The organism is Verminephrobacter eiseniae EF01-2 (assembly GCF_000015565.1).
Classification (GTDB): Bacteria; Pseudomonadota; Gammaproteobacteria; order Burkholderiales; family Burkholderiaceae_C; genus Acidovorax; species Acidovorax eiseniae.
The window spans coordinates 4,092,581-4,106,144 of sequence record NC_008786.1 but is presented as its reverse complement, the minus strand read 5'-3'; the positions used below and the strand labels follow the sequence as shown (position 1 = coordinate 4,106,144).

12 protein-coding genes are annotated in these 13,564 nt (G+C 64.5%); all 12 read left to right on the top strand.

Annotated features, from left to right (window positions below):
- Positions 1-43: 43 nt before the first annotated feature.
- Positions 44-319 (top strand): hypothetical protein, encoded by a 276-nt coding sequence (locus tag VEIS_RS17975; protein WP_011811415.1) that lies wholly within the window; start codon positions 44-46, stop codon positions 317-319.
- Complete coding sequence (locus VEIS_RS17970; protein ID WP_011811414.1) at positions 319-2,790, top strand: VirB4 family type IV secretion system protein; 2,472 nt, start codon at positions 319-321, stop codon at positions 2,788-2,790. Before VEIS_RS17975 ends, VEIS_RS17970 begins: the two co-directional genes overlap by 1 nt.
- A complete protein-coding gene (locus VEIS_RS17965; protein ID WP_011811413.1) occupies positions 2,787-3,539 on the top strand; it encodes a hypothetical protein in 753 nt (250 codons plus the stop codon). Before VEIS_RS17970 ends, VEIS_RS17965 begins: the two co-directional genes overlap by 4 nt.
- A gap of 17 nt (positions 3,540-3,556) precedes the next feature.
- A complete protein-coding gene (locus VEIS_RS17960; RefSeq protein WP_011811412.1) occupies positions 3,557-4,732 on the top strand; it encodes a type IV secretion system protein in 1,176 nt (391 codons plus the stop codon).
- A gap of 24 nt (positions 4,733-4,756) precedes the next feature.
- Complete coding sequence (locus VEIS_RS17955; RefSeq protein ID WP_041950165.1) at positions 4,757-5,059, top strand: hypothetical protein; 303 nt, start codon at positions 4,757-4,759, stop codon at positions 5,057-5,059.
- 260 nt (positions 5,060-5,319) lie between these two features.
- Positions 5,320-5,994, top strand: a complete 675-nt coding sequence (locus VEIS_RS17950) for a lysozyme family protein (RefSeq protein WP_049773956.1) — start codon at positions 5,320-5,322, stop codon at positions 5,992-5,994.
- Entirely contained in the window at positions 5,988-6,740 is a 753-nt protein-coding gene (locus tag VEIS_RS24920) for a toxin co-regulated pilus biosynthesis Q family protein (RefSeq protein WP_011811410.1), read from the top strand. Before VEIS_RS17950 ends, VEIS_RS24920 begins: the two co-directional genes overlap by 7 nt.
- A gap of 6 nt (positions 6,741-6,746) precedes the next feature.
- Positions 6,747-8,507: a hypothetical protein gene (locus VEIS_RS17940; protein WP_011811409.1), complete on the top strand. Its 1,761-nt coding sequence runs from the start codon at positions 6,747-6,749 to the stop codon at positions 8,505-8,507.
- Positions 8,508-8,514: 7 nt separating this feature from the next.
- Positions 8,515-9,816 carry a hypothetical protein gene (locus VEIS_RS17935; protein ID WP_011811408.1) on the top strand — a complete coding sequence of 434 codons (1,302 nt, stop codon included), beginning with the start codon at positions 8,515-8,517 and terminating at the stop codon, positions 9,814-9,816.
- On the top strand, positions 9,806-10,432 hold the full coding sequence (locus VEIS_RS17930; RefSeq protein ID WP_011811407.1) for a hypothetical protein: 627 nt from the start codon (positions 9,806-9,808) through the stop codon (positions 10,430-10,432). The genes VEIS_RS17935 and VEIS_RS17930 overlap by 11 nt, the downstream gene beginning before the upstream one ends.
- Positions 10,433-10,595: 163 nt before the next feature.
- The gene (locus tag VEIS_RS17925) at positions 10,596-12,326 is read left to right on the top strand and encodes an ATPase, T2SS/T4P/T4SS family (RefSeq protein ID WP_198137892.1); all 1,731 of its coding nucleotides are present in this window, start codon (positions 10,596-10,598) and stop codon (positions 12,324-12,326) included.
- Entirely contained in the window at positions 12,323-13,564 is a 1,242-nt protein-coding gene (locus tag VEIS_RS29885) for a type II secretion system F family protein (RefSeq protein WP_011811405.1), read from the top strand. The genes VEIS_RS17925 and VEIS_RS29885 overlap by 4 nt, the downstream gene beginning before the upstream one ends.

Genomic DNA, 13,564 nt, shown 5'->3' with positions numbered 1-13,564 from the left:
CGTGCAAGCAGCAGTCGATTACCCGGTTCTGCGGCGAGCGCGCATGACGGCGGGAGTCGGGGCGCGCTCGGCGAGCCTGATCTGGTCGCTGTGCCTGCTCGCCATGCTGACCGTGGGATTGCCCTGGGGCCTGGTGTGGCTGCCGGTGGCGGCGATGGTCCACAAAGCCCTGTCCTGGTTCTTCCGCATCGACCCCGGGATCGTCGATCTGTACCTGCTGCACGAATGCGTGCCCAACGACTTGAAGGCGGGCGTGCCCAGCCACGGCGAGAGGTTCGACTCCCGCCCGGCGGGCCATGCCCGGGGGGTTGCGCTGTAATGGCTTTGCGCGCCCGCTCGCCCGAAGGCTGCACCGAATCCCTGGCCCAGTTTCTGCCGTGGCTGGTGCATGTGACGCCGGATCTCGTGCTGTGCAAGGACGGCTCGCTGCTCGCGGCGTTCGAGTACACGGGCGTGGACATCGATGAGGACAATCCGCTCGTCATCGACAGCGCCGTGCTGCAATTGCAAAAGGCGCTGCAGGCGCTCGATGAGCGGTTCTACATCTGGTGGGTGATCGACAAGCGCAAGAAGCTGGCCCCGGATCAGTGGGAATCGGACGCGCATGACGGCCTGCACGCGGCGATGGCGGCCCGGCGCAAGCTCCAGTACGACAGCGGCCGGGTCTTCACGATCGACTTTCGGGCGTTCATCTCTTACACCGGCGAGACTGGCGTGTATGCCTTCATGGACCAGGTTCGCCGCAGGATGACAGAGCAAGGGCAGTCGCTGCCTGCGGCGCTGCTGTCGGGGCTCGATCCGGCGCGCAATTTCAGGAACGCCGTGCTGCATGACGCCCGGCAGCTCGATGAGAACATCCGGCAAGCCGAGGGCGGCATCCGTCAATTCATCGCGGCCAACAGCGTCGTCTCCTTGCGCCGCATGGGCGGCTGGAAGTTGGACAACTGCCTGGTGCGGATGGCGAACCTCAGCCACCGGGCCGAGCCGGATCACCAAGTGCTGCCCCACTCGATGCTCGACGCAGCGGCGGCGCTGTCGGATGTGAAATTCGGCCGGGAGGTGTTGATCAGCTATGGGCCCGATCGCCATGTCTTCGGTGTTGCCTTGACCCTGAAGGATTACCCGGCGTCTGCGGCCACCTTGCTGGGCATCCTGGGCCTGCACATGGAGTTGCGCCTCGTGCATGTGATCAAGTGCATGAGTGCGGCCACGGCGCGGGCCACGCTCGATGAGGTCACGCGCTACTACCGCATGACCCAGAGCACGCTGCTGCAGCGGGTGGGCGCATACCTGAACGGAGCGCAGCCCGAAGTCGATCCGGGCAAGGCCGATCTGTATGCGCAATGCCTGCAAGCGATGCGCCGGCAACTGGCAGAAAACCTGGGCTTCGTGCACCACTCGATGACGCTCATCGTGCTCGATGAGAGCGCCCGGGCGGCCGAGCAGCGTGCCGATGAGGCGCTGCGCTCGCTGAGCAAGATCCCCTTGATTCGCGAGCGTGTGGGCCTGAAAGCGTCCTACCTGTCCATGCTGCCGGGGCAGTGGGCCACCAACCGGCGGCTGATGCTCGCGAACGCCGAGCTGGTGGCCCAGGCGGCGCCGCTCGTGACCGCCGAGGCTGGCTCGAACTACTGCCAGCATCTGTCCAGCCAGGTCTATGGCAAGCATGTTCCGCCGCTGGCGACGTTCCAGTCGATGCTGGGCACGCAGGTGCATTTCGATCCGTTCGTCGGGCAGGTCGGACACACCCTGCTGGTCATGCCCACGGGCGGCGGCAAGACGACGTTCGTCAACTACTGCCTGTCCCAGTTCACGCGCTACGAGCGCGGCCAGGTCATCATCTTCGACCGCGATCGCTCATGCCGGATCATCACCGGGCTTGCCGGTGGCACGCACATGGACATGCGATCCAACGGCATGCGGCTCAATCCCCTGTCGAACCTGCGCCATGGCGACCTGGGCAAGGTGCAGGCGCGCGAGTTCCTGTTGCGCCGCATTGCCGAGGCCGGTGATGGCGTGCTCGCCGAGGATCGCCAGGAGCTGTACCGCGTGCTGGACAACGTCGCGCAATCCTCGCAGGAGCTGCGCCTGTCCACGGTGTGGACGCTGCTGCCCCGCAAGCTGCAGGTGCTGCTGTCCGAGTGGGTCGAGGGCGGGCCTTTCGGGTACTTCGATTCGGTGCAAGACGATTTCGAGGTTGCGGATTGGACCTGCATCGAGATGCGCGGCATCATGTCCGTGGAGCGGCTCGCGCGCGCCTTCCTCGACCATGCCCTGACGGTCATCGAGCGGCAACTGACCGGGCGCCCGACGCTGATCTACCTGGAGGAGGCTTCCTTTGTGCTGAACGACGGCGCGTTCCTCGACGCCATCGACGGCTGGCTCAAGACATTCCGCAAACTCAACGCGATGGTGTGGCTCACGGTGCAGTCGCCGCAAGCGGTATCGGGCATCGAAAGCGAGAAGATCCGGGCCACCCTGGCCGACAACGTGCCGAACCTGATCCTGGGCTACAACCCGCGCCTGGAAAACCACCGCCCGTTGTATCGAAGCATGTTCGGCATGACGCACGAACAGGTGTCCCTGATCGGCGAGCTGACCCCCAAGCGCGATTACCTGCGGATTTTCAGCGGCAATTGCCAGACGCTGCGCACGGATTTCGATGACTATACATTGGCCCACCTGCGCTCGGAGCCGGCCTATCAGGATCTGTTCGACCAGGCCAAGGCCAGCGGCAGGCAAGACTGGCGCGGGTGGTACATCGGACAGGCTCTGCGGAGAAAGCAATGAAAAGATTGCATCGAACATGGCTCGCTTGTGGCGCGCTCGCCTGCGCAGCGGCGCTTCCGACAACCTCCGTATTCGCTCAGCGTCTGGTCTATGACCCGCTGAACCATGTCGAAAACATCATCACGGCAGTCAAGACCACGGCCAGCCTGATCACCCAGACCCGGCAACTGGAGCAGGACATTCGATCGAACGCGGCTTCCCAGCCGCTGTTCGATTCCTTCGCGGCATCGGCCGAGATGCAGGAACTGCTGGGCATCATCCAGGCAGGCCAGCAACTCCAGGGTGCGTTGCGCCAGAGCAAGACGGCCATCGAAGACATCCAGAACGTCTTCGGCGCATCGCCTTACGGCCACTGGCAGGAGTTCGCCTCCGGGATTGCCGAACGCAAGGATCGCGGCGACGAGCAGGCAACGATGCTGTTGGACTCGGCCTACGCGGCCGACCAGCAGGTCCGGCAGGCCTACGAGGCGAACCGGAAAATCCTGCTGAACCTCAAGAGTGTCAGCGGCCCGACGCAAGCGCTCCAGGCGGCCGTCAATGCGGTCGGCACGCTCATCGACCAGAGCTCGAGCATGCTGTACACGATGAGTGCGGCGAACAAGATGCATGCGCAAAAGGTCGAGGACGAAGCCCTGCAGCGCAAGAACTACGACAGCTATCTGGACAAATACCGCCGCAGGGAAAAGCAGGCCTTCGAGCGGGACGCTGCCATCGTTCGTTCGCTGTCGAACCGCCATCAAGGCGATTGAAGGATCCAGGGGCTCCCATGGGTGTTGGCAAAGGAAAATCCGCTGTCTGGCCATTGGCGCTGTCGATGATTTCGGGCGGTGCATATGCGCAAGGGCAAGAACCAGGCCCTGCCGATTCGTTGGTTTTCATTGCCGACATCATCAACTCCATCCTTGGGAAAAACCTGATTCAACTCTTTGTCGATTCGGCAATGACGATTGCGGACAAGCTCGATCCCCTGGCGATGGGGTTGGCGGCCGGGCTGGCGCTGATTGCCATGCTGTGGGCATTGCTGGTGGCGATGATCGACAAGAGTTCGGCGCTGACAGCGATGGTCGAGCCGCTGATTTTTGCCGTGCTGACGGCGCTCCTGCTGGCCAATTACGGCATGCTCGTCAACGATATCGTCCAGCTCGGGCAGGAGGTCATCGAGGTCACCGGAAAAAGCGTGGGGGAGGCATTCATGGGTTTCGTGAATGTGTTTCTGAGGACGTTTTCCAAAATGTTTGCCGCAAGTGTGAAAGAGGCGGGATTTACCCTCAAATTTGCAGAAGTGCTTGGTGAAATGCTGATCACCCTGCTGTTTCTGGCCATCGCTTTTGTTTTCATTTTGCTGGCCTGCAAGGAGTTGATCGGCGTGTTTCTGATTGGCCCGGTGGCCCTGGGGATTGGCGTTGCGCTCGGGCCGCTGTTCATCGCCACCCTGCCACTGCCCAAAACCCGCAGATGGCTCGATCAATGGCTGAATTTCCTGATCAACGCCGCCATGCTCACGGCCCTTGCAATCATTGCGATGGTGTTGGTGCAGGAACTGGTCATCGATGTGGCGGACAAGTTTCAAACCCCGAACGACAAGGCAACCATTGGCAAGGCCATCGCCATTGCCCTGGTGGCGGCCGGGCTGGGCAAGGTGTTCAGTGCGATTCCCGGATTCGCCGACGCGCTGCTGCCCGGGCGCACGGGTGCTGGCAATGCCATGAGTGGCAAGGCTGGCGAAGGTGTGGCCAATGCGGTGAAAGGCGCAGGCGCCATGGCCGCTGGTGCCATGGCAGCCGCTGGTGCGGGTTCCGTGATGTCGAGAGTGGGCGGCGCAATGGGTAGCGCAATGGGCAGCGCCGCGCAGGCCGGCTTTGATCGCGGCTCGGCCGGAGGCGGTGAGGCCAAGCAGGCCATCAGGCAGGCGGCTGATTTGACGGATGGCGCGCAGAAGTGACTTGTTTTTGAATCGGGAGAACCCATGAAACTGAACCATCTGTCCGTCATCGGGCTGGCCCTGTGCTGCGCTGGCCCTGTGCCCGCCCAATCGAATGTGCAATGCAGCATGAACACTGACGGTGTGTTCGAGGCCGCGCTCGTCTGGCGCAACACGCTGGGCGCCGAACGCGCCAATGCCCTGTGCCGGACGGCAACGGCTGGGCGCATCCAGGATTTGGCCGATGGCGACCATGCTGCGCCTGCACCGGCCAGCTATCGGCCCCTGTATCCGCAGGAATCACACAATGGCAAGCCCGAGGAATACGTTCCCCTGTTCCAGCGCTGACACCACTGCTGTCCCAACGCAAGCGACCGGCCAAATTTGGCCGGTCTTTTTTTGGGTGAAGCACCTTTTCGCCAAGCGCGATCGTACCGATCCGTTGGTGAATCCGTTGGCGCATCAGAACGGGCTGATGCGGTAAAAGCTGCCGGGTCAGATCAAACATTCACTCGGGACACCAGGGGTTGGCAGTTTGTAATCTGCCGATGCGCTCAGGTTGTCTCCATTTCTTTGTCACAGCAGCCATTGCCACATTCGCTTGCCCGATGGATGCGGATGCAGGCCCGTCCGATGGCTGGTTGTCGGTTTATTCCTGCGCCAACGGCAAACTGGTTCAATCCCGTGTGGACGGCAATGATTCATCGAATGCAAGCCGGCTGCTGCGCGCGGGGCACGCTGTCTGGACGAATGGACGGCTCGATGAAAACATCATCGATGCGATGGCCGAGGGCCGGGGAATCTGGTCTGCAGCGCCGTTGACGACGCTGGCGCGCATCACGGGCGCGCCAATTCCCGCTGAAATCCTGACGGCCATCGCGCTCAAGGAAACGGGCCTGAATGGCCGCTTCTGGCCCTGGTCGATCCATTGGAGCGGCCGCAGTTACCGCCTTCCATCGCGGCAGCAAGCCGTGGCTGCGGCGAAATATCTGCTGGCACAGGGCATCACGAACTTCGATGTCTCGGTGATGCAGGTGAACTGGCGCTGGCATTCCGGAAAGTTCGCAAGCATACAAGCCGCGTTCGATCCGGTGGCCAACATCCAGGTGGCCGGCCAGATCTTGAACGAGCATTTTCTGGCCACCGGCAATTGGCGCTCGGCCATCGCCCGCTACCACAGCCGCACCCCGGCGCTCCATCAGCCCTATCTGGCCGATGTGCTGGGGCATTTGAGGCGCATTCAGACATCCACCGTTGAACCCCCCGAAAAGCACCTATGCTGAAGACAATCGCCCGCTGCATCATTTTGGTTGCGGTTGCGCAGGTTCATGCGCAGCCGCGTATCGAGCATATCGGCCAGGCATCCCGCAGCGAAGCCGCGCCGTCCATGGTCGATATGCGCACCGACCTGATGACGGCGGCACGAACGATATTCCCGCCCGGCTGGGATGGCTTTGCGCACAAGGACATGGATGTCCGGCGCCCGAGCCAGTTGCACATGTCAGCAGGCGAGCCTTGGTTGATCGCGCTCGATCGCTGGCTCGCCCAGGAGCGCATGACGGCGCGTATCGACTGGAACGAGCGCAAGTTCTTCCTTCGCGGCGCCCCGGGGGGCGTCCAGGCGCCTCAAGCCGCGCCCGGTCAACAGGCGGCCTATCCGGGCCAGTACGCCGGGCAATACCAGGGTGCGCACCCCGCGCAGCCCTCTGCGGGCCTCGACCAGGGATTGCAACAGGCCGCTGGCACCCCGGTGCAGCACTGGACGATCCTGACCTCGGATGTGCGTTTGGAGGCCACCTTCGACCGCTGGGCGAAGCAGGCCGGCCACAAGCTGGTCTGGGATGCGGATCGCGACATCCTGATCTCGGCCGCCGATGCCTTCACCGGCACCCTGCCCGATGCCATCGACCGCGTGCTCGCTTCGCCGGCCATTCGCGACAGCGATTACCCGCTCGAAGCCGTCTTCTACGCCAACACGCCCCCCGTGGTGCGCATCACGCGCCTGGGCGATCAATCCGTCAAGGAGTAAGCACGCATGTTTTCCCGCTTTGCGCCATCTGTCCTCGGCAGCGCCGCATCTGTGTTCATGTCCGTGCTCGCGTCCGGCTGCGCCACGGATCTGGAGCGCCGAGTCGATCGCTCCATGGTGGGCATCCCGACGCAAGCCCTGCCCGCTGCAATGGCCGCGCACGAGCGGGCCTACGGCGCCCCGGCGCATGTGGCCGAGCGCGGCGGGCAGTTGCAGCGCAGCCGCCAACTGGTGCGCTTCGTGCAGTCTCCCTGGGTCGGGGGCATACAGACGGTCGCGCGCACCGAGCGCCGGTTGCCGGCCATCTTCGATGAGAACTTCGTGCTCGACTTCGGCGACAGCCAGGTGCCCATCAGCGTCGTGGCGGCCCGGCTGACCCGGCTCACCAACATCCCCGTTCGCGTGCGCATCGACGACGGCGGCAAGGGCGCATCCGGCGCTGCTGGCGCGACGACTGTCAAGGCCGTGCTGCCCACGCCCCTGCCCACACCCATTACCGGCCTCCCGATGGCCGGCGGCAATGCGCCGGGCACCCCGGCGGCCGCGCTTGCCGTGGGCGGCCCGCCGGCCAGTGCGGTTTCCTCCGACACCGACATCTCGGTCAACGCAGTGGGCATGAAGTGGAACGGCCGTCTGCGGGACTTCCTGGACCACCTGAGCAATACGCTTTCCCTGTCCTGGGAGTACCGCGATGGTGCCGTGGTGCTGATGCGGCTGGTCACGCAAAGCCATGAAGTGGCGGCATTGCCCGGCGCGCAGGACTTCAGCACCACGATGGGTGGCGGCGGCTCCGGCACTGCGGGGGCCAGCAATGCCAGCATGCTCAGTCAGGCCACGACGGCGGTCACCCAGAAGGGAGCGATGGATGTGCGCCAGTCGCTGCTGCGGGCGGTGCAGGAATTGATCTCCAAGGTGCCGGGCAGCAGCGCCACCTGGGCCGATGGCTCCGGCCGGATGCTGGTGGTCACCAGCAAGGAGGCGCAGGCCCAGGTGCGCGAGTTCCTGCGCCAAGAAAACAAGTGGCTGCGCACCATGGTCAACGTGACCTTCGACCTGTACTCGGTCAAGACGAGCGACGCCGATGAGAAGGGCCTGGATTGGAGCAGCGTGTTCCAGTCGCTGAGCCGCAAATACGGCCTCACGTTCTCCACGCCCAGCCTGTCCACGGGCGCCACCGCCGGGAGCATCGGTGCCAGCATGGTCTGGGGCAACGGCACGGCCACGACGAAGGCCATGCTCGCGCTGCTGAACCAGTATGGCGAGGCTTCGCAGCACCGGCCGATCAGCATCACGACGCTCAATGGCATGTGGGATACCAAGTCCCGTCTTGCCACCGAAGGCTATCTGAAGGAAACCGTGCCCGGCCTGTCGTCCGGCTCCGGCGCTGCCGGCGCCCCGGGCCTGAAGACCGACACCATCACGACGGGCGACCAATTCGCCGTGCTGCCCTATGTGCAGAACGACAACACGGTGCTTCTGCGCTACTCCATCGGCCTGTCGGATCTGCTGGGCATGTTCGATGTGACGACCGGCAGCGGCGCCACTTTGCAGAAGGTGCAGACGCCGCGCACCGAGTCCCTGAACGCCTCCTCGACCATCGCGCTGGCGCCGGGCGAGGCGGCCGTGATCACGGGCTTGTCGCGCCTGGTCGCCAAGCGTGACGATACCCGTCTGGCCGAGAACCTGCCCCTCGTGCTGGGCGGCACGCGCCGGCTTGCGTACCAGCGCGAGCATTTCCTGATCCTGGTTCGCGCCACGCCCCTGTGAGGACGGCATGAGCACCATCGTCCATGTGCACCAGGGACTTGGACTGGCCTGCGGGCTGCGCTGGTCCGTGCTGGACGCGGCGGGCCGCAAAGCCAATGCCTCCATCCGGACGGCGGGCCGCGCGATCGGCGCCTCGCGCTACGCGATCGACGACTTCGGGGCGGGCAAATACCTGGGCCTGTACACCCCGGGTGCGCTGCCTTCGGCGACGTCGGTGACGTCGGTGACCATCGGCGGCCACAAGGCCCGACGGATCCATTCGCTCGCGCTGGTCTTCATTGCTGCCATCGTGCGCTCCTCGAATGTGCAGCGCGAACGGGTCAACGCCATCTTGTCGGCCGCGCCCGATGGCGCTCAGGGCCAGACCCGGGCGCTGGTCATCATCGAAGGCGGCCGCATCGTCCATGACAGCCTGCAAGCCCGTGGCCGGGCGACGGACATCGTCGATGAATACCGAGCGCGCGGCGAGGACTTCCAGTTGTTCGCGGATCGCCCGGAGTATGACGAAGCCAGCCTCATCGATCTGTCGGAACTGGCGGCCCACGCCGGCAAGGCATCGCTGACCCGGGCCATTGCGCGCCATCCGGCGCAACGCGTGTTGGCATGGGCGGCACTGACCGCCGTGGCTCTCTACGGCGCGCACCACCGCATGGTGGTGATGCCGCACCAGCGCGCACAGGAGGCGCGCAAGAAGGCCGAGCAGGATCGAACGCCGCTGTACCTGCGGGCGCTGGGGGAGGCCATGGGCAATGCCGGCTGGTCCGCGCCTTCGCTGGCGCAGCATCTGGAGCGGTTGGCGGCGAGCCCGTTTTTCTACCGCGGCTGGGCGCTCAAGTCTGTGGACTGCAACGTGATGACCTGCACCGAAAGCTGGTCGCGCCATGGCGGGATGGTGACCGACCTGATGGACATGCGCTCGGGCGGGCGCTATGTGCCCGAGCGATCCATGGGCGACAAGGAGGCCGTCATCGAGATGCCTTGCGGGGGCCAGGCGGCCGTGCTCACCGGTGCCGCGATTGCTGGCGCCGGCATTGCGCTGCACAAGGCCGTCAAGCCGCCATTGAACCTGTTGGAAAACGCTGGCGCGACGGGGCAGTTCGGTGAAACAGGCACATGGCCCGTGATGCCGATGGCGGGCGTTCGCCCGGATGTGGTCGTCAGGCGCACCCGGCTGGACATCCATTTCAAGCTCCCGTTCGCCGTGCAGGCGCTGCAGGCAATGCCGCCGAACTGGGTGCCGGACAGCTACGTCCTTGCGACAGAGCAGGGCATGTCGATTTCGATCAAGGGGTTCCTTTATGAAAAGTAAGTCCGCCTCTGCCGCCACCTCTGCCGCCGTGTTTGCTGCCATGCTTTCTGCCGGCTTGCCCCCGATCGGAGCCTTGGCCCAAACCACCACGGTGGGCCAGCTCAAGGCCATGGCCATGGTGTCGGGCGCCCCGGTGCCAGACAAGGGCAAGGATGAAAGCCCCAAGCTCAAGCACTGGGATGGCAGCAGCCCACTGACCATTGGCCAGATGTCCGAGATGCAGCGCAAGAAGCTGGCCGAGGACTTTCTGGCCAGGCATGGTTTCACTATGCAGGAGCCAGCCATCGTGGCCGCTGCGCCAGCCAAGGAGCAGGCGCCACCTGCGCCTGCGCATCTGCTGAGCTTTGTCGCCATCTATGGCCCCCGGGCGCTGCCGTCGGTGGATCTGACACTGAACGGGACCTTCATGACCAGCAAGGTGGGCGCCCGGGTGCAGACGGGCAATCTGGCGATCCTGATCAAACCGGCGGAGATGGACGGCACGGTGCATGTCGAGATTCCCGAGCGCCTGCCCCATGGCTGCACGGCGAAAACCGCCAAGCGCAAAGCCTGCCGGCCCATCGAGCCCGTCTCCACCGTGATGCGGGTCGGTGAGGCGCTGGAGTTGCCCCGTTGAGCGCTCCGCCAACTGCCTCGTTCAAGCAAAGGGCCGTATGAATCTGCTGCACCGTCTCGCCCGCACAGCGGAGCAACCAGAGGAAGCTGTTTCTCCTCAACCGGTCTCTGGCCGGAGTTTCCGGGTGGACATGAAGGCGACGCTCGAGCCGCAAGACGATTCCATGAGCGCCGCACGGCCGCCCGAAGGCGAAGGTACCCCAGTGAGCGCCAAGTCACCCGAGGTGATTCGGCAGATCGCCGATTTTCCGCCGCACAAGGATGTGCTGACCAGCCCCCGCTCGCCGAACATCGGCCTGCGTATTCCCGCCGAGTTCCAGGACATGATCATCGCGATCGGGCTGGAGGCCACCCGCGCGCGCGTAGCGCTGGATCCGCAATTCGAGGCGCAGGTGGCGCGCTACATCCCGCCGATTCGCTCGGCCCTGGGCGCGGCCGGGGTGTGGGTGCACCGGACGCCGCTGCTTGCCGATGCGTCGGTGATCCGGGCGGTGCGCCTGAATGCCGAGCGCGGCGCGGACACCACCTCTTGCCTGGGCGGCAAGTCCGATGGCGCCAATCTGTTTCGCGAATGGGTGACGCTGGCCAAGGAGGAAAAGGCAACCGACCTGCACATCCGCATTCTCGACGGCGGCCTGGCCGAGGTGCTGATGCGCGTGGACGGCGAGTTGGAGCCCATCACCGGCTCCGACCGGGGCTTGTTCACCAAGTTCGATGCGCTCGATGCGATGAAGTCGGCCTACGAGATGCTGTCTGATCGGCACAGCAACAGCAGCGGCACTTTCTCCGAGTCGGAGACCCTGTCGTCGATGATCGACACCGCGCTGGGTATAGCAAATATCCGGCTGCGGTTTTCTTGCCTGCGCGGGTTGTATGGCCCCAAGGCCGTCGTGCGCTTGCTCGCCTCCAGCGCGGCGGACAGCGCCATGACGTTTGCGAGCATGGGTTTTGCCCCCAGCCACATCGAGCTGTTCGAGCGGGCCCAGCGCCTCGATTGCGGCGCCATCGGGCAAATGGGCATCACGGGCTCGGGCAAAACCACGACGGCAAAAACCTTCGTCGAAGCGCATCCGAAATATGGCCGCTCGGCCATGTACCAGGTGGCCGACCCGATCGAGTATCCGATGCTGCACATGCACCAGATATATGTGCAGCGCAGTTTGCTCACGCTCAACGAACACGGCAAGAAGGACCCCTATAACGTGGCCATCGAAAGCCTGATGCGCTCCGATCCGGATCTGGTGGATGTCGGCGAGGTGCGCGACATCCTGAGTGCCCGGGCCATGGCCAACGTGGCCAAGTCCGGGCACCTGTCGATGTTCACCCTGCATGTGGGCTCGATTGCCGGCGCCATCAACCGTTTGACCGATCCGCACATCGGCCTGACGCGCCAGGAACTGACCGGCGCGGGCCTGCTGGGCTTGCTCGATTACCAGGCCCTGGTGCCGATCCTTTGCCCCCGGTGCTGCATGGATCAGGCAGGGATCGTGGATTGCTTGCATCGCGCCGGCGATGGGCAGTCGCTGCGGGAAGCGCGCTACATCAGATACCTGGCACGCACCATCAACGAAAGATTCGATATCGAGCCGCGCATTCTGCGGTTTCGCAATCTTTCGGGCTGTGAACATTGTCGCCGGCGCGGAACCACCGGGCTGACGATTTGCGCGGAGATTCTGCTGCCCGACGACGATTGGCTCGATTTGAGCGCGGCGGGCAAGGATCGGGAAGCCATGCGCGATTGGCGGCTGCGGTTTTCCGACAAAAACCCGACCTCGGAAAACATGAACGGCAAACTGGTCATCGAGCATGCCTTGTACAAGGCATGCAAGGGCGTCATCGACCCGCGCAACATCGAGCGATTCGGCCAGCTTGCCACGCTGGAGATCCTGCCATGAGCTGGATTGCCGATTTCCGCAGGTGGCTGCAATTTGGCTGCAGCGGCTTTTGGGCACGGCGTGCCGAGCTGTACCGGGACATTGCCCGCAGCGTCCAGGCCAAGGAACTGCTGCGCGATTTCGTGGAGGGCGAGTTGGCGATTTCGCTGTCCCCGAAGACGCTGGACAAGCCGCGCGCCCAGGGCCTGGCGTTCATGCGCGGCATTGTCGACATGGGCAGCCATTCGCTGGCCGATCTGCTCATCGCCACGATGCCGGCGAAAGACCACATGGCCCTGGGCGTGCTGCGCCATGCGCCCGATCAGGCGGAGGCGCTGGGCAACCTGGCCAACAACGTGGACGAGCAGCAGGCCATGACGAAGCTGGTCATCAAGAGTCTGGCCTCGCCGATGCTGCTGATTCCGGTGGGCTTCGTCTTCGCCTATGTGCTGTCGGCGGTGTCCATTCCGGAATTCGTCAAAACGGCGCCGCCGCAGGTGTGGACGGGCTTGAACAGGTTCGTGCGCGTTGCCGCCGAGAGCTTTGCGGGCATCGGCCCCTGGGTGTTCGCCTTCCTGCTGGCGTTCACGCTCTGGCTGATCTGCTGGGGGCTGGCCCATCTGACGGCCAGGTGGCGCTTGGATGCCGAGAGCGCGACCGGCACGCGGCGCCTGATCTGGAACCTCGCGTTTCCTTTCCGGCCTGTCTTGCAGTTGTACCGGGACATTCAGGGCACCCGCATGCTGTCGGACCTGTCGTGCCTGCTCAAGTCGGGAATGCTGCTGCAAGACGCGCTGCTGACGATGGCCCGGGATGCGACGCCGTGGATGCGCCGGCACCTGATCGGGATCATCGAGCACCTGCAGACCTATCCCGGCGACCACATCGGCGCTTTCGGGCACGGCGTGCTTTCGCCATTCCTGGCCGGGCGGCTGCACAGCGCCGTTCGCCGCGATGCGGGCCAGTTCTCCTCGGTGCTGGTGGACATCGGCAGCCAGGGCCAGCGCCAGGCGCAGGAGGCCCTGGGCAAAAGCGCTACCCGCTTCAGCGCCATGCTGCTGGTCAGCGTCTTTGCCGTGATCGTCTTTTTCTACGCCGGACAGGCCGTGATCATCAAGTCCATCGAAGAGGCCAACAGCCCCTCGGCGGTCATGAAACGCGAAGCCGCCCGGCGTCAGCAGCAACTGCTGCGTCTCGATCACGAAAAGCGCCAGCCGAGTGCCCCTTCTTCCCCTGCCTCATCCACCCACCGTTCCTGA